Origin of the sequence: Streptomyces sp. NPDC015127, from assembly GCF_043080095.1 — a bacterium.
Lineage (GTDB): Bacteria > Actinomycetota > Actinomycetes > Streptomycetales > Streptomycetaceae > Streptomyces.
In genome coordinates this window covers 100,201-120,125 of the sequence record NZ_JBIBVE010000012.1, presented here as the reverse complement: position 1 = coordinate 120,125, position 19,925 = coordinate 100,201, and the positions used below count along the sequence as shown (strand labels likewise).

At 71.6% G+C, this 19,925-nt stretch carries 19 protein-coding genes and 1 riboswitch; of the genes, 8 read left to right on the top strand and 11 right to left on the bottom strand.

Features of this window, described 5'->3' with window-relative positions; genetic code table 11:
- Positions 1-33: 33 nt before the first annotated feature.
- The 4 genes from groL to thrC form a co-directional block, all read right to left on the bottom strand.
- Positions 34-1,656, bottom strand: a complete 1,623-nt coding sequence (groL, locus tag ACF08N_RS24015; protein WP_392326721.1) for a chaperonin GroEL — start codon at positions 1,654-1,656, stop codon at positions 34-36.
- 335 nt (positions 1,657-1,991) lie between these two features.
- Positions 1,992-2,195 (bottom strand): cold-shock protein, encoded by a 204-nt coding sequence (locus ACF08N_RS24010; protein ID WP_005315736.1) that lies wholly within the window; start codon positions 2,193-2,195, stop codon positions 1,992-1,994.
- A gap of 417 nt (positions 2,196-2,612) precedes the next feature.
- The gene (locus tag ACF08N_RS24005) at positions 2,613-2,888 is read right to left on the bottom strand and encodes a MoaD/ThiS family protein (RefSeq protein ID WP_388730264.1); all 276 of its coding nucleotides are present in this window, start codon (positions 2,886-2,888) and stop codon (positions 2,613-2,615) included.
- Complete coding sequence (thrC, locus tag ACF08N_RS24000) at positions 2,885-4,189, bottom strand: threonine synthase (protein ID WP_392326720.1); 1,305 nt, start codon at positions 4,187-4,189, stop codon at positions 2,885-2,887. Before thrC ends, ACF08N_RS24005 begins: the two co-directional genes overlap by 4 nt.
- Positions 4,190-4,206: 17 nt before the next feature.
- Positions 4,207-4,351: riboswitch (SAM riboswitch) on the bottom strand.
- 115 nt (positions 4,352-4,466) lie between these two features.
- Between thrC and ACF08N_RS23995 the strand changes: the two genes are divergently transcribed.
- Genes ACF08N_RS23995 through ACF08N_RS23985 form a run of 3 tightly spaced genes read left to right on the top strand, consistent with a single transcriptional unit; the run spans position 4,467 to position 7,096 of the window.
- On the top strand, positions 4,467-5,408 hold the full coding sequence (locus ACF08N_RS23995) for a glucosyl-3-phosphoglycerate synthase (protein ID WP_392326719.1): 942 nt from the start codon (positions 4,467-4,469) through the stop codon (positions 5,406-5,408).
- Between the two features lie 38 nt (positions 5,409-5,446).
- Positions 5,447-5,656 (top strand): hypothetical protein, encoded by a 210-nt coding sequence (locus tag ACF08N_RS23990; RefSeq protein ID WP_392326718.1) that lies wholly within the window; start codon positions 5,447-5,449, stop codon positions 5,654-5,656.
- Positions 5,657-5,713: 57 nt separating this feature from the next.
- A complete protein-coding gene (locus ACF08N_RS23985) occupies positions 5,714-7,096 on the top strand; it encodes a trehalose-6-phosphate synthase (RefSeq protein WP_392326717.1) in 1,383 nt (460 codons plus the stop codon).
- A gap of 256 nt (positions 7,097-7,352) precedes the next feature.
- Here the strand turns inward: ACF08N_RS23985 and otsB are convergent, their stop codons facing one another.
- The 3 genes from otsB to ACF08N_RS23970 form a co-directional block, all read right to left on the bottom strand.
- Positions 7,353-8,198, bottom strand: a complete 846-nt coding sequence (gene otsB / locus ACF08N_RS23980; RefSeq protein ID WP_392326716.1) for a trehalose-phosphatase — start codon at positions 8,196-8,198, stop codon at positions 7,353-7,355.
- A gap of 10 nt (positions 8,199-8,208) precedes the next feature.
- Positions 8,209-8,445: a DUF3263 domain-containing protein gene (locus tag ACF08N_RS23975; protein WP_392326715.1), complete on the bottom strand. Its 237-nt coding sequence runs from the start codon at positions 8,443-8,445 to the stop codon at positions 8,209-8,211.
- 69 nt (positions 8,446-8,514) lie between these two features.
- On the bottom strand, positions 8,515-9,780 hold the full coding sequence (locus ACF08N_RS23970; protein WP_392326714.1) for an extracellular solute-binding protein: 1,266 nt from the start codon (positions 9,778-9,780) through the stop codon (positions 8,515-8,517).
- Positions 9,781-10,015: 235 nt separating this feature from the next.
- On the opposite strand from ACF08N_RS23970, the gene ACF08N_RS23965 reads away from it, so the two are divergent.
- From ACF08N_RS23965 to ACF08N_RS23955, 3 genes are all read left to right on the top strand, one after another.
- The gene (locus ACF08N_RS23965) at positions 10,016-10,948 is read left to right on the top strand and encodes an ROK family protein (protein ID WP_392326713.1); all 933 of its coding nucleotides are present in this window, start codon (positions 10,016-10,018) and stop codon (positions 10,946-10,948) included.
- On the top strand, positions 10,948-12,138 hold the full coding sequence (gene nagA, locus ACF08N_RS23960; RefSeq protein WP_392326712.1) for an N-acetylglucosamine-6-phosphate deacetylase: 1,191 nt from the start codon (positions 10,948-10,950) through the stop codon (positions 12,136-12,138). Before ACF08N_RS23965 ends, nagA begins: the two co-directional genes overlap by 1 nt.
- 212 nt (positions 12,139-12,350) lie before the next feature.
- Positions 12,351-13,277: a 1-phosphofructokinase family hexose kinase gene (locus ACF08N_RS23955; protein ID WP_392326711.1), complete on the top strand. Its 927-nt coding sequence runs from the start codon at positions 12,351-12,353 to the stop codon at positions 13,275-13,277.
- 79 nt (positions 13,278-13,356) lie between these two features.
- Here the strand turns inward: ACF08N_RS23955 and ACF08N_RS23950 are convergent, their stop codons facing one another.
- Together ACF08N_RS23950 and cdgB are read right to left on the bottom strand one after the other, a co-directional pair.
- Positions 13,357-14,340, bottom strand: a complete 984-nt coding sequence (locus tag ACF08N_RS23950) for a carbohydrate-binding protein (RefSeq protein ID WP_392326710.1) — start codon at positions 14,338-14,340, stop codon at positions 13,357-13,359.
- 86 nt (positions 14,341-14,426) lie between these two features.
- On the bottom strand, positions 14,427-16,064 hold the full coding sequence (gene cdgB, locus ACF08N_RS23945; protein ID WP_392326709.1) for a diguanylate cyclase CdgB: 1,638 nt from the start codon (positions 16,062-16,064) through the stop codon (positions 14,427-14,429).
- A gap of 362 nt (positions 16,065-16,426) precedes the next feature.
- Here cdgB and ACF08N_RS23940 point away from each other — a divergent pair, with 362 nt between their 5' ends.
- Positions 16,427-16,927 (top strand): flavin reductase family protein, encoded by a 501-nt coding sequence (locus ACF08N_RS23940; protein ID WP_392326708.1) that lies wholly within the window; start codon positions 16,427-16,429, stop codon positions 16,925-16,927.
- A 171-nt stretch (positions 16,928-17,098) separates the two neighbouring features.
- Here ACF08N_RS23940 and arfB read toward each other — a convergent pair whose 3' ends face one another.
- The gene (gene arfB / locus ACF08N_RS23935) at positions 17,099-17,533 is read right to left on the bottom strand and encodes an alternative ribosome rescue aminoacyl-tRNA hydrolase ArfB (RefSeq protein ID WP_392326707.1); all 435 of its coding nucleotides are present in this window, start codon (positions 17,531-17,533) and stop codon (positions 17,099-17,101) included.
- Positions 17,534-17,676: 143 nt separating this feature from the next.
- On the opposite strand from arfB, the gene ACF08N_RS23930 reads away from it, so the two are divergent.
- Positions 17,677-18,252: a TerD family protein gene (locus tag ACF08N_RS23930; protein WP_392326706.1), complete on the top strand. Its 576-nt coding sequence runs from the start codon at positions 17,677-17,679 to the stop codon at positions 18,250-18,252.
- 87 nt (positions 18,253-18,339) lie between these two features.
- On the opposite strand, the gene ACF08N_RS23925 is transcribed toward ACF08N_RS23930, so the two are convergent.
- Complete coding sequence (locus ACF08N_RS23925) at positions 18,340-19,725, bottom strand: M1 family metallopeptidase (RefSeq protein WP_392326705.1); 1,386 nt, start codon at positions 19,723-19,725, stop codon at positions 18,340-18,342.
- Positions 19,726-19,925: the final 200 nt, after the last annotated feature.

The window sequence follows — 19,925 nt, the reverse complement described above, 5'->3', positions numbered from 1 at the left end:
GGTCCTGACGGACGGATCCGATCCGGGAACGGATCAGAAGTCCATGTCACCGCCCGGCATGCCGCCACCGGCAGGCGCGGCGGCCTTCTCCGGCTTGTCGGCGATGACGGCCTCGGTGGTGAGGAACAGCGCCGCGATGGAGGCCGCGTTCTGCAGAGCGGAACGGGTGACCTTCGCGGGGTCGATGATGCCCTCGGCGATCATGTCGACGTACTCGCCGGTCGCGGCGTTCAGGCCGTGGCCGACGGGCAGGTTGCGCACCTTCTCGACGATGACGCCACCCTCGAGACCACCGTTGACGGCGATCTGCTTCAGCGGGGCCTCCAGCGCGAGCTTCACGGCGTTGGCGCCGGTCGCCTCGTCGCCCTGGAGCTCGAGCTTCTCGAAGACCGAGGAGGCCTGGAGCAGCGCCACGCCACCACCGGCGACGATGCCCTCCTCGACGGCCGCCTTCGCGTTGCGAACGGCGTCCTCGATGCGGTGCTTGCGCTCCTTGAGCTCGACCTCGGTCGCGGCACCGGCCTTGATGACGGCCACGCCGCCGGCCAGCTTCGCGAGGCGCTCCTGGAGCTTCTCGCGGTCGTAGTCCGAGTCGCTGTTCTCGATCTCGGCGCGGATCTGGTTGACCCGGCCGGCGACCTGGTCGCTCTCACCGGCACCGTCGACGATCGTGGTCTCGTCCTTGGTGATGACGACCTTGCGGGCGCGGCCCAGCAGGTCCAGGCCGGCGTTCTCGAGCTTGAGGCCGACCTCCTCGGAGATGACCGTGCCGCCCGTGAGGATGGCGATGTCGTTCAGCATGGCCTTGCGGCGGTCGCCGAAGCCCGGGGCCTTGACGGCGACGGACTTGAAGGTGCCGCGGATCTTGTTCACGACGAGCGTGGACAGGGCCTCGCCCTCGACGTCCTCGGCGATGATCAGCAGCGGCTTGCCGGACTGCATGACCTTCTCCAGCAGCGGAAGGAGGTCCTTCACGTTGCCGACCTTGGAGTTGACGATCAGGATGTACGGGTCGTCCAGGGACGCCTCCATACGCTCCATGTCGGTGGCGAAGTACGCCGAGATGTAGCCCTTGTCGAAGCGCATACCCTCGGTGAGCTCCAGCTCCAGACCGAAGGTCTGGGACTCCTCGACGGTGATGACGCCTTCCTTGCCGACCTTGTCCATGGCCTCGGCGATGAGCTCACCGATCTGGGTGTCGGCGGCGGAGATGGAGGCCGTGGAAGCGATCTGCTCCTTGGTCTCGACATCCTTCGCCTGCTCGAGCAGCGCGCCGGAGACGGCCTCGACGGCCCTCTCGATGCCACGCTTGAGGGCCATCGGGTTGGCGCCGGCGGCCACGTTGCGCAGGCCCTCGCGGACGAGCGCCTGGGCGAGAACGGTCGCGGTGGTCGTACCGTCACCGGCGACGTCGTCCGTCTTCTTGGCGACTTCCTTGACCAGCTCGGCGCCGATCTTCTCGTACGGGTCCTCGAGCTCGATCTCCTTGGCGATGGACACACCATCGTTGGTGATCGTGGGGGCGCCCCACTTCTTCTCGAGGACGACGTTGCGACCCTTGGGACCAAGGGTGACCTTGACGGCGTCGGCGAGCTGGTTCATCCCGCGCTCGAGACCGCGCCGTGCCTCCTCGTCGAACGCGATGATCTTGGCCATGTGAAGTGTCCTCCCGGACATGGGGGTCCCCCCGCGCAAAGCTGCGGGGGAGGATTGCCTTCGGATCGCGCCTGCGCCCGCGACGGACGGTCTGCGTGCCGCGTGGTTCCTTGCCCCACCCGGCCTGCGGACCTCACCGACCCGATCCAAGTTCTGTCACTCTCACTCGGAGAGTGCTAACGCCAATGATTAGCACTCGCCATAGGAGAGTGCAAGCGGATCCGGTGGATCGCGGTGGCGCGGACACGCACGAGGGGCCCGCATCCCGGTCTGTGGGATGCGGACCCCTCGTGCGTGAGTGCGTCGGTGGCCGATCGCGCCTTCGATCAGTTGGATCAGACGGCGAGCTTGACCATGTCCGCCTGCGGACCCTTCTGGCCCTGCGAGATCTCGAACTCGACTCGCTGACCCTCTTCAAGGGTGCGGTATCCGTCCATCTGGATCGCGCTGTAGTGGACGAAAACATCCGCACCACCGTCGACCGCGATGAAGCCGTACCCCTTCTCCGCGTTGAACCACTTGACGGTGCCCTGAGCCATGCCTAACTCCCCTATTACTGGCCCTTGCACAGGACCGCACTTCGCGGACCCGGGTCAGACCTCACCCCAGCAGGAGGGGTGTGCGCCGGAACGCGTCGACCGCGGCTGAATGTATCTGCCCAACTGCCCTCTGCAACAGGTCAATCGGACGAGAAATCTGGGCAGGACCGATCGGCCGATCCATGCGAATTCATTGAATTCCGGGGCAAGTCGGGCCCGGCAAAGCGCCACTTTCGACGCAATTCGATCGCTTACTTTGACCGCATTCTTGTGCCCTCAGGCGGGGCGGTAACGCATTGCCGAGCGGCCGGCGGAGGGGGCTTCCCAGACTCTACCGCGCTCAACCATGCAGAATTGCCCCCTCCGCTTCTCCGGCGGAGGGGGCAATATCGGTAACGCGGGGTAACGCGGTGGAGATCAGCCGCCGGCGACGGCGGGGATGATCGAGACGCCCGCACCGTCCGGCGTCGCCGTCTCGAGGCCCTGCTCGAAGCGGACGTCGTCGTCGTTCACGTACACGTTGACGAAGCGGCGCAGCTTGCCCTGGTCGTCCAGGACGCGGGCCGCGATGCCGGTGTGGTTCTTCTCCAGGTCGGCGATGACCTCGGCCAGGGTCGCGCCCTCGGCGGCAACCTCGGCCCGGCCGCCCGTGTACGTGCGGAGGATGGTGGGGATACGGACGTTGACGCTCATGCGAGGCCAGCCTCTCGGAAAGAGTCCAGGTTGGGTCGGATGACTGCGGTCATACCCGTCGTGGGCGCCACCGCGTCGAGGGTCTTGAGGCCGTCACCCGTGTTGACGACGACCGTGGTGAGGGTCGGGTCGATGGCACCGGCCTCGATCAGCTTCTTCGCCACACCGAGGGTCGTGCCGCCGGCGGTCTCCGTGAAGATGCCCTCCGTACGGGCCAGCAGCTTGATCGCGTCCACGATCTGCTCGTCCGTGACGTCCTCGACCGCGCCGCCGGTGCGGCGGCAGATGTCCAGGACGTACGGGCCGTCCGCCGGGTTGCCGATCGCCAGGGACTTGGCGATGGTGTCGGGCTTCTGCGGCCTGACCACGTCGTGGCCCGCCTTGAAGGCGACGGACACCGGGGAGCAGCCCTCGGCCTGGGCGCCGAAGATCTTGTACGGCTTGTCCTCGACCAGGCCGAGCTTGATCAGCTCCTGCAGACCCTTGTCGATCTTGGTGAGCTGGGAGCCGGAGGCGATCGGGATGACGATCTGGTCGGGCAGCTGCCAGCCGAGCTGCTCGCAGATCTCGTACGCGAGCGTCTTGGAGCCCTCGGCGTAGTACGGCCGCAGGTTGACGTTCACGAAGCCCCAGCCCTCGCCGGCCGGGTCGCCGATGAGCTCGGAGCAGAAGCGGTTGACGTCGTCGTAGTTGCCCTCGATGCCGACCAGTTCACCGCCGTAGACCGCGGCCATGACGATCTTGCCCTGCTCCAGGTCGTGCGGGATGAACACGCAGGAGCGGAAGCCCGCGCGGGCCGCCGCGGCGCCGACCGCGCCCGCGAGGTTGCCGGTGGAGGAGCAGGACAGGGTCGTGAAGCCGAAGGCGCGGGCGGCCTCCAGGGCCTGGGCGACGACACGGTCCTTGAAGGAGTGCGTGGGGTTGCCCGAGTCGTCCTTGACGAACAGCTTGCCGGCCTCGAAGCCCAGCTCACGCGCGAGGTTGTCGGCCTTGACGAGCTTGGTCCAGCCCGGGTTCAGGTTGGGCTTGTCCGCGACGTCGGCCGGGACGGGCAGCAGCGGGGCGTAGCGCCAGATGTTCTCGGGCCCGGACTCGATCCGCTTGCGCAGGGCTTCGGGGTCGCCGCTCGGCACGTCGTACGCGACTTCGAGCGGCCCGAAACACGCCTCGCACGCGAAGATCGGGCCGAGGTCGAACCGCTCGCCGCACTCGCGGCAGGAGAGCCCGGAGGCGGGGCCCAGGTCGACGGATCCGGCGGAACCGGCGGAGTCGTTGGTGGTGGCAACAGTCTGCACAGCCATGGAGGCGAGGCCCTTTCTCCTCATCTTCCCCGCGGCGCATCTCGCCGCGAGACGGAATTGGCACCTTCCCTAGCCGTGAGCCTCGCGCGATGAGCGCAGAGATCGGCTGGAGGGTTGCCGGGGCTTCAACGGGCCGTATCCCTCTGCCCCTCTGGATGAGCGGTATTCGGTTGTCGGCGCGGCCCCCCGACATGCGAGGGTCCTGCGCGTTGTTCAAGACTGTAACCGAACCCCCGGACGCTTGAGATGGTCGTCCGATCCGCGAGATGGAGATCACGTGCTGGATGAGGTGGAGCGCTGGCTCTCCCGGCGGTCCTGGTCGGTGGCCGACCGCCCACTCGGCCGGCTGCTGGCCGCCAAGAAGAACACCACGGTCAGCGTCGTGCTCCCGGCCCTGAACGAGCAGGAGACGGTCGGGGAGATCGTCTCCGCGATACGCGGCACGCTGATGTCCGGGCCCGTTCCGCTGGTCGACGAGCTGGTGGTGATCGACTCGGCGTCGAGCGACCGCACGGCCGAGGTGGCCGCCGCGGCGGGCGCGCGGGTGGTCCACCGGGACGCCGTCCTGCCGCGCATACCGGCGGTGCCGGGCAAGGGCGAGGTGCTGTGGCGGTCACTGATGGTGACCAGTGGTGACATCGTGTGCTTCGTGGACGCCGATCTGCGCGCGTTCTCCCCGGACTTCGTCTCCGGCATCGTGGGGCCGCTGCTGACCGATCCCGAGGTGCATTTCGTCAAGGCGATGTACGACCGTCCGCTCGGTGGCGCCGCCGGTCAGGGCGGCCGGGTGACCGAACTGGTGGCGCGGCCCCTGCTGAATCTGCACTGGCCGCAACTGGCCGGTTTCGTCCAGCCGCTGGGCGGCGAGTACGCGGCCCGGCGCTCCCTGCTGGAGCAACTGCCGTTCCCGGTCGGTTACGGAGTGGAGTTGGCCCTGCTGGTGGACGCCCTCAACCTGGTGGGCCTCGACGCCCTGGCACAGGTCGACGTGGGCACGCGCAGGCACCGCCATCAGGACGGGCAGGCGCTGGGCCGGATGGCCGCGACGATCTACCGCACCGCGCAACTGCGGCTTGCGCGCGGCCATTTGGTGCGGCCGGCGCTCACCCAGTTCGAGCGCGGGCAGCACGGATTCGTCCCCAGGACCCACCCGGTGGACACCGAGGAGCGGCCGCCGATGCGCGAGATCGGTGAGTACGCGGCGCGTCGCGCGGCATAAGCCGGAACCGGCGCCCATTTTGTCTACCTTTCCTATTTATGGACCTCATGGATCTGATGGACGTCATGCACGGGATCCAGGGCACGGCGCCGGCCCTGGCCGCCGAGGTACCCCGGCACACCGGTGAGCTGGCCCGCACCGGTTCCACGGCCGAGCAGCTGTGGCTGCTCGGCGGGGTCGCGCTCAGTCTCACCGCGGCGGGCGTGATCGCCGTCGCGGCGGTCCGTGGCCGGAACCGTGACCACTGACCCGCGGCGCGGCCGTACGCACGTTTGAGGGAATGCGGGACGGGCTAGGTTCGCCACATGGTCACCGACGCTGCTCAGATCCTCGTCGCCTCCAACCGCGGCCCGGTCTCCTACTCGCTGGACGGGAGCGGCGGGCTCGACGCCCGCCGCGGCGGGGGCGGCCTCGTCTCCGGCCTCTCCGCGATCGGCTCCGACGCGCAGACGCTGTGGGTGTGCGCCGCCCTCGGCGAGGGCGACCGCGAGGCCGTGCGGCGCGGCGTGAGCGAGCCGGGCGTCCGGATGCTCGACATCGACGCGGCCGTCCACGCCGACGCGTACAACGGCATCGCGAACTCGGTGCTGTGGTTCGTGCACCACATGCTCTACCAGACCCCGCTGGAGCCGGTCTTCGGCCGGGAGTTCCGGCGGCAGTGGGACGCCTACCGGTCCTACAACCGCGCCTTCGCCGAGGCGCTGGCCGCCGACGCGGCCGAGGGCGCCGCGGTGCTCGTGCAGGACTACCACCTCGCGCTGGTGCCGGGGATGCTGCGGGAGCTGCGGCCTGACCTGCGGATCGGGCACTTCTCGCACACGCCGTGGGCGCCGGCCGACTACTTCGGGCTGCTGCCGGACGACATCGCCGAGGAGCTGCTGCGGGGGATGCTGGGCGCGGACCGCCTTGGGTTCCTGACGCGGCGGTGGGCGGACGCGTTCGCCGCCTGCTGCGAGCGGGCCGTCGGCGGCACCGGCACGACCGAGATCGGGGTCCACGGGCTCGGCGCCGACGGGGACTTCCTGCGCGAGCGGGCGCGGCGGCCGGACGTCGAGGAGCGCCTCGCCGAACTCCGCGAGGCCGTCGGGGCGGACCGCAGGACGATCGTGCGCGTCGACCGGACCGAGCTGTCCAAGAACATCGTGCGCGGTCTGCTGGCCTACGAGGAGCTGCTGGAGACCCGCCCCGAGTGGCGCGAGCGGGTCGTGCACATCGCGCTCGCGTACCCGTCACGGCAGGACCTCGCCGTGTACCGGGACTACACGGCAGAGGTCTTCCGGCTCGCCACCGAGATCAACGAGCGATACGGGACCCCCGGCTGGACCCCGGTCGTCATCCACGTCAAGGACGACTTCGCCCGCTCCCTTGCGGCCTACCGCCTGGCCGACGTCGCCCTCGTCAACCCCATCCGGGACGGCATGAACCTCGTCGCCAAGGAGGTCCCGGTCGTCTCCGACACGGGCTGCGCGCTGGTGCTGTCGCGGGAGGCGGGGGCGTACTGGGACCTGGGCGAGGACGCGATCGTCGTCAACCCGTACGACGTGAGCGGCACGGCGGAGGCGCTGCACCGCGCCCTGTCGATGCCGGACGACGAGCGCGCGGAGCGCACGAAGCGGCTCGCGGCGGCGTCCACGTCCCTGCCACCGCGCCGCTGGTTCCTGGACCAGCTTGAGGCGCTGCGGGGGTAGCCGCTGCGCGGGGCCGTTTCCCCACCCCGCCCCTTCCCGAAACCGGGCTCCGCCCGGACCGTTACCGCGCTTCGCGCGGTGTCCTCAAACTCCCCCTACGGCCTGGCGGCCGTGGGAGGTGCCCCCAGACGGGCTGGAGTTGCCCGCAGGGCAACTTCCAGCCCCGCCGGCGATTGAGGCGCGGGGGCCCGGGGGCGGAGCCCCCGGTTCGGGAAGGGGCGGGGTGGGGAAACGCCGCCCGCAGGGCCCGCCCCCGCTACACCCGCTCCGCCAGCGCCGCCAGCAAGTCGGCCACCGCGCCCGGCCCCGGCACCACCAGGTCCGCGCGTTCCGCCAGCTCCGGCACCTCGTTCCCGCTGCACACCAGCAGCCCCGGCACCCCGTCCGAGCGCAGCTTGTCGACCGCGCCGTACGCGGGCAGGTCGCCCAGGTCGTCCCCGGCGTAGAGCACGGCCGTGGCGCCCACCTCGCGGACGTACTCAGCCAGCGCCACGCCCTTGTCCATGCCCGGCGGGCGCAGTTCCAGGACCATGCGGCCCGGCTCCAGGATCAGACCGTGGCGGGAGGCGAGCGCGGCGAGCGGTTCGCGCAGGGCGTCGAAGGCGCCCTGTGGGTCCTCCGCGCGGCGCGTGTGCACGGCGACGGCCCGGCCCTTCTCCTCGATCCACGTGCCCCGCCAGGCGCCCTGGCCATGGAGGAAACCGGGCAGCTCGGCGCGGGCGGCGGCGACACCGGGGTGCGGCGCGGGCGCGTTCACGGTCCCGGTGACGGCGTCCCAGCGCTCGGCGCCGTAGTGCCCGAGGACCACCAGGTGGTCGAGGCCCTCGACGCCCGCGAAGCCGCCGTAGCGCACGGCGACCCCGGCGGGCCGGCCGGTGATCACCGCGACGGACGCGATCCTCGGGGCGAGCGCGGCGAGTGCGGGAACGGCGCGGGGGTGGGCGCGGGCCTGTTCGGGGTCGGGCACGATCTCGGCGAGCGTGCCGTCGAAGTCGAGGGCCACGACGGCTCCTGCGGGCCGGTCGAGCAGAGCCGCGAGACCGTCGCGGCCTGCGGGGGTGGACGGCGTCGGCAGGGTGTGTGCGTACGGGGAGCTGCCCATGCATCCGACCTTATCGGCGACTTCTCCTGGCGTCCCTCACACGGCGAAGCCGGTTGACGGTGACGGGGTCGTGGGCGAGGGCGCGCGGGTCGTCGAGGAGGGCGTTGAGGAGCTGGTAGTAGCGCACCGGGGACATCCCCAGCTGCTCCCTGATCGCCCGCTCCTTGGCCCCGGGCCCGGCCCAGGACCGTCGCTCCACCCCTAGGACGGCGCGCTCACGCTCGGACAGCGTGGGCTCGTCGGTCATACGATCCAACCTATCGCCGCACGGCGGTGCGCGGGGACATCCGGTCCCCACTCGCCCCGGCCGGGCCGGCTACTCCGCCGCTTCCGCCGCGGCGGCCTCACGGGCGATGCGGCCGAGCGTGGCGGCCGGGCTGCCGCCCGGCTCGACGGCCCTGCCGATGTTCTTCTTGATGCTCTCGCTGACCGCCGCCCACGACGTCTTGCCGACCGGCGGGAGCACCGAGCCCGGGAGCTCCTGGAGGAACGCCTTCAGCTTCGCGTGCGCCGGGTCCTGTTCCATCGCCTCGGAGGCGGAGACGGTCACGGGGAGCAGGTCGTTCTGGTCGGCGAAGTCCAGGACGTTCTTGTCGGTGAAGACGAAGTCGAGGAACTTCCCGATCTCCTTGCGGTGCCCGTTCTCCTTGAAGCCCATGATCCAGTCGGCCACGCCCATCGACGCCTGGGCCTCGCCGTCCCGGCCCGGCAGCGCGACCTTGCCGACCTCGATGCCCTGCTTCTCGGCGGCCTGCATGAGGGAGGGGTGCCCGTTGAGCATGCCGACCTCGCCGCGCGTGAAGGCCGCGAAGGCGTCCTTGCGGTTGAGCTTGCCGGGCGCGACCGGTCCGGTCAGGCCCTCCTCGACAAGGTTGTCCTTCAGCCACGCGAAGGTGTCGATGTTGCGCTGCGAGTCGATCGTGTACTTGTCGACCGAGTCCGTGTAGCCGTCACCGCCGCTGAGCAGCCACATCATCGTCTCGGCCTGGGCCTCCTCGGGGCCGAGCGGCAGGGCGAAGGGGTATGCGGCGTCGGTGCCGGCCTTCAGCTTCCTGGCGTCCTCCGCGAGGTCGGCCCAGGTCTTCGGCTCGTCGTCGATGCCGGCCTCGGCGAACAGCTTCTTGTTGTAGAAGAGCAGGCGGGTCGAGGCGACGAAGGGCAGCCCGTACTGGGTGCGCTTCTGCTCGCCCGCCTCGGTCAGCGGGCCGAGGAAGTTGGACTGCACGGGTATGGAGAGCAGCTGGTCCGCGGAGTAGAGCTTGTCGGCGGCCGCGTAGTCGGCGTAGGCGCCGATCTGCGCGATGTCGGGGGCCTCGCCGGCCTCGACCATCTCGGCGACCGTGCGGTCGACGTCGTTCCAGGACTCGATCCGGACGTCGACCTTGATGCCGGGGTTCTCGGCCTCGAACGCGGCCGTGAGCTCGGCCCAGTAGTTCTTGCTGCTCTCACCGCCGGCGACGTCGTAGTCGGCGGCCACCAGCTTGAGGGTGACCTCGTCGGAACCTGTGCCGCAGCCGCTCAGCGCGACCGTCATGCCGAGTGCGGCGACTGCCGCGGTCAGACCTTTGAAGGGCCGCTGCACGGCACTCCCCCACCCTCTGCTGTCAATTGTCGATATGCCCCGTTCGGTCCCCCGTGACGTCCTGCGAGACGAGCATCGATTCTTCCACGTTCGTTCATAAGGTCTACACCACTGTCGGTCTCGCTTTCGCAACGCCCCCGCCCGCACCTCCGGCGGGAGGGCTGTTTTGTATGGCGTGACAACAATCCCTCCTACTGGACTAGACCTGTTGGGGTCCACGCGCCACACTGTCTCCGTGAGACACGTCATCGCCCTCGATGTGGGCGGCACCGGCATGAAGGCCGCCCTGGTCGGGGCGGACGGGTCACTGCTGTACGAGGCACGGCGCGCCACCGGCCGGGACCGGGGGGCCGACGCCGTCGTCGCGTCCATCCTCGACTTCGCTGCGGACCTCCGCGCCCACGGGCAGGCGCACCTCGGCCGCCCGGCCGAGGCCGCCGGACTCGCCGTGCCCGGCATCGTCGACGCCGAAGGCGGCATCGCCGTCTACGCCGCCAACCTCGGCTGGCGCGACGTCCCCCTCCGCGCCCTGCTCACCGAGCGGCTCGGCGGCGTGCCCGTCGCCCTCGGCCACGACGTCCGCACCGGCGGCCTCGCCGAGGGCCGGATCGGGGCGGGCCGCGGCGCCGACCGGTTCCTGTTCGTCCCCCTCGGCACGGGCATCGCGGGCGCCATCGGCATCGACGGCACCATCGAGGCCGGCGCACACGGCTGCGCCGGCGAGATCGGCCACGTCGTCGTACGACCCGAGGGCCCCGAGTGCGGCTGCGGCCGCCGCGGCTGCCTGGAGACCCTCGCCTCCGCCTCCGCCGTCAGCCGCGCCTGGGCCGCAGCCTCCGGGGACCCCGCAGCCGATGCCGCCGACTGCGCCAAGGCCGTCGAATCGGGCGACCCGGCGGCCCGCCGGGTCTGGCAGGACGCGGTGGACGCGCTCGCCGACGGGCTCGTCACCGCGCTCACCCTGCTCGACCCCCGCACACTCATCATCGGTGGCGGACTCGCCGAGGCAGGGGAAACCTTGTTCACACCGCTGCGGGCGGCCGTCGAGGAACGCGTCACGTTCCAGCAGCTGCCCGACATCGTCCCGGCGGCCCTCGGGGACACCGCCGGATGCCTGGGCGCAGGACTGCTCGCCTGGGATCTACTCGCCACGGAGGTAACCGCCTGATGGCCGCCAGCACCGGAAGCACCACGAGCACCGTTCTCGCCGGAGCCCGTGTGGTGCTGCCGACCGGGACCGTGGAGAACGGCCGGATCGCCGTCGAGGGCACCCGCATCGCCGCGTCCGCACCCGGCGACGCCCCCGCGCTCGACCTCTCCGGGCACTGGATCGTCCCCGGCTTCGTCGACCTCCACAACCACGGCGGCGGCGGCGCCTCCTTCACTTCCGGCACCGCCGACGAGGTGCTCCGGGGCGTGCGGACCCACCGCGAGCACGGCACGACCACTCTGGTCGCCTCCACCGTCACCGGCGACCTGGACTTCCTCGCGCACCGCGCCGGTTTCCTGTCGGAGCTCGTCGAGCAGGGCGACCTCGCGGGCATCCACTTCGAGGGCCCGTTCATCTCGCCCTGCCGCAAGGGCGCCCACAGCGAATCGCTGCTGCGCCACCCGGACCCGGCCGAGGTCCGCAAGCTCGTCGACGCCGCGCGCGGCACCGCGAAGATGATGACGCTCGCCACCGAACTGCCCGGCGGCATCGACTCCGTACGGCTGCTGGCCGAGCACGGCGTCATCGCGGCGGTCGGACACACGGACGCGACGTACGAGCAGACCCGCGAGGCCGTCGACGCCGGCGCCACCGTCGCCACGCACCTGTTCAACGCCATGCCCCCGCTCGGCCACCGGGCGCCCGGACCGATCGCCGCGCTGCTGGAGGACGAGCGGGTCACCGTCGAGCTCATCAACGACGGCACGCACCTGCACCCCGCGGCCCTGGAGCTCGCCTTCCGCAGCGCGGGCGCCGGCCGGGTCGCGTTCATCACCGACGCGATGGACGCGGCGGGCTTCGGCGACGGCCGCTACCAGCTCGGCCCGCTGGAGGTCGAGGTCAAGGACGGCGTCGCGCGGCTCGTGGAGGGCGACTCGATCGCCGGGTCCACGCTGACCCTGGACACCGCCTTCCGCCGGGCCGTCACCGTCGACCGCATCCCGGTCGCGGACGTCGTGACCGCCATCTCGGCCAACCCGGCCAAGCTGCTCGGCGTGTACGACGAGGTCGGCTCCCTGGAGCCGGGCAAGTACGCGGACCTGGTCGTCCTCGACGAGCACTTCACGCTCAAGGGCGTGATGCGCCGTGGCGATTGGGTGCGCAGCCCGGTCGTGGCCGGCCACGGCAGGGGCCGTCGACGGCCTTGAGCCCGGCCGTGGTGGCTCTGGGCAGGGGCCGTTGGCGGTTGCTGCCCGGCGAGGGCTGATCACGGGGTTGGCCACCTGGCGGCGCTCTTGGCCGGCCAGGGACACCCCCGGCCTGACGCGGTTGGCACCAGGTCTTGGGCCAACCGCCTTCCGTTTGGCATGATCAGGACCCGTACGAGTACGGCAGGCGCGCTATCCGGGGGTGCAGACGGGTGATCCTTACGGTCACACTCAACGCCGCCCTCGACATCACGTACAAGGTCGCCGCTCTCACCCCGCACGCCACCCACCGCGTCGGCGAGGTCCGTGAACGCCCCGGCGGCAAGGGCGTCAACGTCGCCCGCGTGCTCGGCGCCCTCGGCCACGAGACCGTCGTCACCGGCTTCGCCGGCGGGCCCACCGGGGCCGTACTGCGCGAGATGCTCGCGCCCCTCGCCCCGCACGACGCGCTCGTCACCGTCGCGGGCGCCACCCGCCGCACCATCGCCGTCGTCGACGACGCGAGCGGCGACACCACGCAGCTCAACGAGCCGGGCCCCACCGTCACGCCCGAGGAATGGTCCGCCTTCCAGGCCGCGTACGACTCCCTCCTCGCGGAGGCCGACGCGGTCGCGCTCTGCGGCAGCCTGCCGCCCGGCATCCACGTCGGCGCCTACGCCGAACTGGTCCGCCGCGCCCGTGCCGCCGGTGTGCCCGTGCTCCTCGACACCAGCGGCGAACCGCTGCGCCGGGGCATCGCCGCCCGACCCGACCTGATCAAGCCGAACGCCGACGAGCTCGCCCGGCTCACCGGCTCCCGCGAACCGCTGCGGGCCACCCGCGACGCCCGCCGCCGCGGCGCGCACGCGGTCGTCGGCTCGCTCGGCCCCGACGGACTGGTCGCGGCCACGCCCGAGGGCACCTGGCAGGCGACCCCGCCCACGGCCGTCCGGGGCAACCCGACCGGCGCGGGCGACTCGGCCGTGGCCGGCCTGCTGTCGGGCCTGGTCGAAGGACTCCCGTGGCCCGAGCGCCTGGCCTGCGCGGTCGCCCTGTCGGCGGCGACGGTGCTGGCCCCCGCGGCAGGGGAGTACGACGCCGCCGCGTACGAGAAACTCCTGCCGCAGATCACGGTGACGCAGCACCCCGCCACGCCGTGACCACGCCCCGCGGCGGCACCCGGAAACATCTCGTCCCGGCCGTCGCGGGGCGACGACCGGGACGACGGACCTGGCGGGCTCAGCCCTGCTTCTGACCGGCCTCCAGCCAGACCTGGTCGAGGTACGCCTCGCACTGGTTGCCCGGCTCGCAGGAGATCTTCAGGTCGTTCTTGCCCTTTTCGAGGTTCACGTAGGAGTAGGTGTTGGTCCAGCCCTTCTCCCAGTTGCCCTCCTCGGCCTTCGCGAAGTTCGCCATGTTGATCTCGCGCGGCTGGCCGCCGTTGATCGTCAGCGACGTCTTGGCGTCCTTGCCCGGCACGCTGTAGGTGATGTACATCGTGTACGCGCCCGCCTCGGGCACCTCGACGGACCAGCTCGCCGAGCCGCCCTCGCCGTTGAACATCACATAGCCGCCGCCGGTGCCCTTGGCGCCGGGCACCGTGTTCGCCGCCGTCGCCGGGCCGCCCAGCTTCAGCGTCGCCGCGTCCTGCTTGGGCAGCTCGACCGGCTCGTCGGGCTTGTCCGAGGGCTCACCGCTCGGCTTGACCGAGTCCGCCGCCGTCGGGCTCGTGCCCGCGCCGGGGTCACCGCCCGCGTTGTCTTTCTCGTCGCCGCTCGTCAGCAGCGCCGCCCCGATGCCGATCACCACGACGGCGACGACCGCGATCGCGCCGATCAGCAGCCCCCTGGTGTTGGGACCGCCGCCGCGGCCGCGGCCCTGCGCGGGCGCCGCCGGCGTCTGCCGGGTCTGCGCACCGCCCGGGTACGTCTCGGGCGCGGCGTACGCGGCGGTCGGCTGCTGGCCGTAACCCTGCTGCTGGCCGTAGCCCTGCTGCTGCGGGAACGGCTGGGCGGGGGGCTGGGCGTACTGACGGCGCTCGCCCACCGTGCGGACCTGGTTGTACGAGGTCCGCGGGACACCGGGCTGGGGGGCGGGACCGGGGTAGCCGTAGCCGCGACCCTGCCCGGGCGGGGTGGCGCCCGCGGCCTGCCCGTCTTCGTACAGGTAGCCGAACGGGTCGTCGTCCTCGGGCGTGCTCGCGCCGTTGTTCGCGGCCGTCATACCGGTCACTCCTCACCATCTCGTCAGCACATCGCCGACGCGGCGAGCCTACCCGGTCGCGGTGGCCCCAAAGGGTGGTGTGCGCCTCATCCGGCCCGGCGGTGCACCTTGGCCCGGGAACGCTTCTCGACGTACATCCGCTGATCGGCGGACTGCAGGACCTCCTCCACGGACATCCCGCAGCTCGCCCAGCCGATTCCGAAGCTCGCCCCGACCCGCACCCCGCGACCGCCGACCCTGATCGGCAGGATGATCGCGTTCCGCAGCCGTACGGCGAGATCCGCGGCGTCCGCCGCGCCGAGGCCGTCGGCGAGGACGACGAACTCGTCGCCGCCGAGCCGGGCGACCGTGTCCCCGTCCCGTACGCCGGTGGTGAGGCGGCGGGCCACCTCGACCAGCACCGCGTCCCCGGTCTGGTGACCGAACCGGTCGTTGATCGACTTGAAGCCGTCCAGGTCGCAGAAGAGCACCGCGAGGCCCTTCGTGCCGTCGTCGATCTCGCCGTCCGGGGCGGCGGTGTGCACATGGTGGTCGTACGGCCGGCCGGCGACCGCGCCGAAGTCGAAGCCGTCCGCGCCGAAACCGCCGTCGCCCTCGTACGCGGCGTCCAGTGACTCGATGTCGCTCGCGTACGCCGCGTGCGGTCGCTCGCACAGCCGGGCGCTCAGGCGCGCCCGCAGCTCGGCACTGTTCGGCAGCCCGGTGAGCGCGTCGTGCGAGGCCCGGTGCGCGAGCTGGAGCTCATGGCGCTTGCGGTCCTCGATGTCCTCGACGTGGGTGAGCAGGAAACGCGGCCCGTCGGCGGTGTCGGCGACCACCGAGTTGCGCAGCGACACCCATACATACGTGCCGTCCCTGCGCCCCAGCCTGATCTCGGCGCGCCCGCCCTCGGCGGAGGTCCGCAGCAGAGTCCCGACGTCCTCGGGGTGGACGAGGTCCGCGAACGAGTAGCGCCGCATCGCGGAGGCGGGCCGTCCGAGCAGCCGGCACAGGGCGTCGTTGGTCCGCAGCAGCCGTCCGTGCTGATCGCCGCCCATCTCGGCGATGGCCATCCCGCTCGGCGCGTACTCGAACGCCTGCCGGAAGGATTCCTCGCTGGCCCGCAGCGCCTGCTGCTCGCGCTCCAGGCGGACCAGGGCACGCTGCATGTTGGCGCGCAGCCGGGCGTTGCTGATCGCGATCGCGGCCTGCGACGCGTACATCTGGAGGGCTTCCTGGCCCCAGGGGCCGGGCCGGCGTCCGTTGCGCGGGCGGTCCACGGAGATCACGCCGAGCAGCTCGCGCCCGCCACCCGACGCGTACATGGGCGCGTAGAGCCGGTCGTGGGGGTGCCACTCGTCCTCGAAGCGGGGCTCGGGGCCCTCGGTGTGCCACTGGGGGACGTCGTCCTCGATGAGGATCCAGCCCTCGGTGTGCGGGATGAAGCGGAGCTCGCCCCACATCTCGCCCATCGACAGCCGCCGCTCCCAGGACTCGCGGGAGCCGACGCGGCCGGTGATCAGGGCCTCGGCGGCGGCGCTGCCGGCGAAGGCGGCGACGACGAGGTCACCGTCGGGGCGTACGAGATTGACGCACGCCAGCTCGTACCCGAGTCCGGCGACGACGCCGTCGGCGACGGTCTGCAGGGTGTCGGCCAGGCTGCGGGCGGTGTTGAGGTCCGCGACCACCTGGTGCAGCTGCCGCAGGGTCGCAAGACGGACGTAGGGCTCCGACTCGGTCTCCATCGCTCGCTCTCCCCGAGACTCCGACAGCAAAACTCCTGGCTTCTGATTGGCGTACTTGTTGCGGTATCCCGGCCACTGAATCACAGCCTGCTGCCCCGCCGGTACACAGGGTCAACAAATACCGGCCTCTGTGACTCAAGTCACATCAGGTGATTAAGGGTCGGATGGGTCCGGCACGGGAACACCGTCGCTTTCTTGAACACAAAACCATTGTGGGGCCGGCCCTTCCGTCTGCCCCATGGTCCTAGGACCCGGCTGGTCCCCTGGCCCGATGCGGGTGCGGGACGGCCGAGACTAGCGTTCCGGGTGTGCTCCGGACGACCCCTTCCACCACGGCCCCTGCCATCCCCCATCCTGAGGGGGTGAGCAACGAGGAATTCCGCGCCGCCATGTCCCGCCTGGCGGCCGGCGTGGTGCTGGTCACCGCGCACGACCCGGACGACGGCCCGCGCGGTGAGGACGTGGGCATGACCGCGACGGCGTTCCTTTCGGTCTCCCTGGACCCGCCGCTCGTGATGGTGAGCCTGCGCAGCGGCTCCCGCATGGACGACCTGCTCGCGGAACAGCCCGTGTGGGGCGTCTCGCTGCTCGCCGAGACCCAGCGCCAGGTCGCCGGCCGTTTCGCGATGAAGGGCCGGGTCAGCGACCGGCTGCTGTTCGAGGACCTGGCGTACGAACGGGGTGAGGTGTGCGGGGCGCCGCTGATCACGGGAGCGCTGGCGACGCTGGAGTGCCGCACGGAACAACGGGTGGAGGCGGGCGACCACACGCTGGTGATCGGCCGCGTCCTGAAGGTGGGCCTGACGGGCCCGGACACAGGGCCACTGACGTACTTCAAGGGCCGCTACCGGCATCTGAGCTGACGGGGACCAATCCAGCCCCGCTGGGGGCACTCCCCCTACGCCTGGCGGCGTGGGACGTACCCCCACCCACGGCCGCCAGGCCGTAGGGGGAGTTTGAGGCGCGGGGCACCGGGGCGTAGCCCCGGGAAGGGGCCGGGGGCAGCGCCCCCGACAAGCGCGGCGCCCCCGCCACTACCAGTCGCGGCCCGACCGTCCCCGCTTCGTCTCCGCGCGCTGCTTCTTCTCCCGCAGCCGCCGCTCGTTGATCCCCCGCGGAATCTTCGTCGCCCGCCGCGGCCTCGGCGGCGGCGCCGTCGCCTCCGCGAGGAGCGCCGCCAGGCGCACCGCCGCCGTCTCGCGGTTGCGCCACTGCGAGCGGTGCTCCGAAGCGCGTACGGCGATCACACCGCCCACCAGACGGCTCGCGAGCCGCTCCAGCGCGCGCTCCTTCCACACCGGCGGCAGCGCTTCCGTCCTCGCCAGGTCGAAGCGCAATTCGACCTGGGAGTCACTGGTGTTGACGTGCTGGCCGCCCGGCCCCGAGGACCGCGAGAAACGCCACAGGAGCTCGGCCTCCGGCAGGGAGACCGAACCGCGGATGATGTAGGGCCCGGACATGACACCCATGGTCCCGCGCCCGGACGGATGCCGTCACCCGCTTTTCTCCGGGCATCGGATGGAACCTGCCGGTCCCCTGCCCGCGTTATGACGGATGACGGTAGCTTCGCAAGGACTCGAAGCCCGCACACTCGAACGAAGGGGACTTCCCAATGGCAGTAAGCCTGTCCAAGGGCGGCAACGTCTCGCTCACCAAGGAGGCACCGGGCCTGACCGCCGTCACGGTCGGCCTCGGCTGGGACGTCCGCACCACCACCGGCACCGACTTCGACCTCGACGCCTCCGCCATCGGGGTCAACCCCGCGGGGAAGGTCGCCTCCGACGCCCACTTCGTCTTCTTCAACAACAAGTCGACGCCGGACCAGACCATCGTCCACACCGGTGACAACCGCACCGGCGAGGGCGGCGGCGACGACGAGCAGATCAACGTCAACCTGGCGGGTCTGCCGGCCGACGTCGACAAGATCGTCTTCCCGGTCTCCATCTACGACGCGGTCACCCGCGCGCAGAACTTCGGACAGGTGCGCAACGCCTACATCCGCATCATCAACCAGGCCGGCGGCGCCGAGATCGCCCGCTACGACCTGAGCGAGGACGCCGCCGTCGAGACCGCCATGGTCTTCGGCGAGCTGTACCGCAACGGAGCGGAGTGGAAGTTCCGCGCCGTCGGCCAGGGTTACGCCTCCGGTCTCGAGGGCATCGCCCGCGACTTCGGCGTCAACATCTGACGCGGCCGAGTCCGACAGGGCAAGGGCCCCGGCCGCTTCGGCCGGGGCCCTTCCCCTGCTCCTCCCCCGCCCGGGGGCGCCGCGCCGTCACGGCCCGGCCGGCCGCCCGTCCCCGTACAGCCAGACGTCCCACACCTCTGCGAGGTCCTTGCCCGACCGCTCCTCGGCGTAGGCGGTGAAGTCGTCGGTGGAGGCGTTGCCGTGGCGGTGCTCCGCGGCCCAGCCGCGCACGATCCCGAAGAAGGCGTCGTCGCCGACCGCCGCGCGCACCTGGTGCAGGACCATCGCGCCCCGCCCGTACACCGGCGCCGCGAACAGGTCGTCGGGGCCCGGCGGTTCGGCGGGCGGGAAGGCCCAGTTCGCGTCGTCCTCGTACGCCGCCTCGAAACTGTCCTCGACCGCGACGTCCTCGAAGTCCTCCCGCCACATCCACTCCGCGTACGTGGCGAAGCTCTCGTTGAGCCAGATGTCCTGCCAGGACGCGGGCGTGACGGAGTTGCCGAACCACTGGTGCGCCAACTCGTGCACCAGGGTGGCCTCGTCGAACTGGTCCAGCGGGAAGACGGGCCGGGTCTGGGTCTCCAGCGCGTAGCCGATCCGCTCACTGGGCACGACGATCGCACCGGCCGACGCGAAGGGGTACGGGCCGAACTGCCGGACACACCAGTCGACGTAGTCGGGGAGTTCGGCGAGCAGGTCCGCGCTCGCCTTCGCCGCCTTCGGGTCGACGGCGGTGACGACCGGCAGCCCGGAGGCCGTACGCGACGTCGTCACGCGCAGGTCCCCGACGGCGAGGGTCGCAAGGTAACTCGCCATCGGCTCGGCCGAGCGCCAGCTGTGCGTGGTGCGTGCGCCGGTGGTGCGCTCGCCGGTCCGCTCTCCGTTGGACACGGCCTGGACGCCCTTGGGCACGGTGACGGCGATGTCGTAGGTGGCCTTGTCCGCCGGGTGGTGGTTGCCGGGGAACCATGCCATGGAGCCGGACGGCTCGCCGACCGCGATCGCCCCCGCCGGTGTCCTGAGCCAGCCCTCGTGCGCGTCGTCGGAGTCGGTGACGGCCTGCGGGACGCCGGAGTAGCGGATGACCGTGCGGAAGCGGGCACCGTCGACGATGTCCTGGCGCGGCCGCACGGTCAGCTCGTCCCCGGCCCGGTTGGCCGCCGCGCGCCGTCCGTCGACCGTGGCGCTCTCGACGGTCAGACCGCGCAGATCGAGATGGAAGGCGCTCAGGTCCTGCGTGGCCCGCGCGGTGATCTCGGCGGTGCCGGCGAGGCGGCCGGTGGCGGGGTCGTAGTCGAGGGCCAGGCCGTAGTGCTGGACGTCGTAACCGCCGTTGCCGAGCCGGGGGAAGTACGGATCCCGCACCCCGGCGGCCCCGGGCTCCCCCTGCACCCCGGCGGAGCCGGCCGTACAACCCGCGAGGACGAGAACGCCGACGGCGGCGACGGTACGGAGTGCTGCACGCGGTTCCACCCCCTGATCGTAGGCGGGGGCGTGGGGGAAGGGCCTCGGGGGCGAGTCTCGGGGCCCGGGGGCATAACCGGCCCCGCCGGCGTTTGAGGCGCGGGGGCTGGAGGCCGGGGCACATCCAGCCCCGGCGTTTGAGGCGCGGGGTCTCCGGGCGGCGCCCCGGCGAGGGCGGCCGCCCCGGACAGGCGCAGTCACGCCGTGCG

Bases quoted from the DNA above. Each gene is read 5' to 3' on its own strand.
- ACF08N_RS24010 (WP_005315736.1), bottom strand. From the start codon at position 2,195: ATGGCTCAGGGCACCGTCAAGTGGTTCAACGCGGAGAAGGGGTACGGC.
- thrC (WP_392326720.1), bottom strand. From the start codon at position 4,189: ATGGCTGTGCAGACTGTTGCCACCACCAACGACTCCGCCGGTTCCGCC.
- nagA (WP_392326712.1), top strand. From the start codon at position 10,948: ATGGCCGCCAGCACCGGAAGCACCACGAGCACCGTTCTCGCCGGAGCC.
- ACF08N_RS23990 (WP_392326718.1), top strand. From the start codon at position 5,447: ATGGACCTCATGGATCTGATGGACGTCATGCACGGGATCCAGGGCACG.
- arfB (WP_392326707.1), bottom strand. From the start codon at position 17,533: ATGGGTGTCATGTCCGGGCCCTACATCATCCGCGGTTCGGTCTCCCTG.
- ACF08N_RS23930 (WP_392326706.1), top strand. From the start codon at position 17,677: ATGGCAGTAAGCCTGTCCAAGGGCGGCAACGTCTCGCTCACCAAGGAG.
- ACF08N_RS23985 (WP_392326717.1), top strand. From the start codon at position 5,714: ATGGTCACCGACGCTGCTCAGATCCTCGTCGCCTCCAACCGCGGCCCG.
- otsB (WP_392326716.1), bottom strand. From the start codon at position 8,198: ATGGGCAGCTCCCCGTACGCACACACCCTGCCGACGCCGTCCACCCCC.
- groL (WP_392326721.1), bottom strand. From the start codon at position 1,656: ATGGCCAAGATCATCGCGTTCGACGAGGAGGCACGGCGCGGTCTCGAG.
- cdgB (WP_392326709.1), bottom strand. From the start codon at position 16,064: ATGGAGACCGAGTCGGAGCCCTACGTCCGTCTTGCGACCCTGCGGCAG.
- ACF08N_RS24005 (WP_388730264.1), bottom strand. From the start codon at position 2,888: ATGAGCGTCAACGTCCGTATCCCCACCATCCTCCGCACGTACACGGGC.
- ACF08N_RS23975 (WP_392326715.1), bottom strand. From the start codon at position 8,445: ATGACCGACGAGCCCACGCTGTCCGAGCGTGAGCGCGCCGTCCTAGGG.
- ACF08N_RS23950 (WP_392326710.1), bottom strand. From the start codon at position 14,340: ATGACGGCCGCGAACAACGGCGCGAGCACGCCCGAGGACGACGACCCG.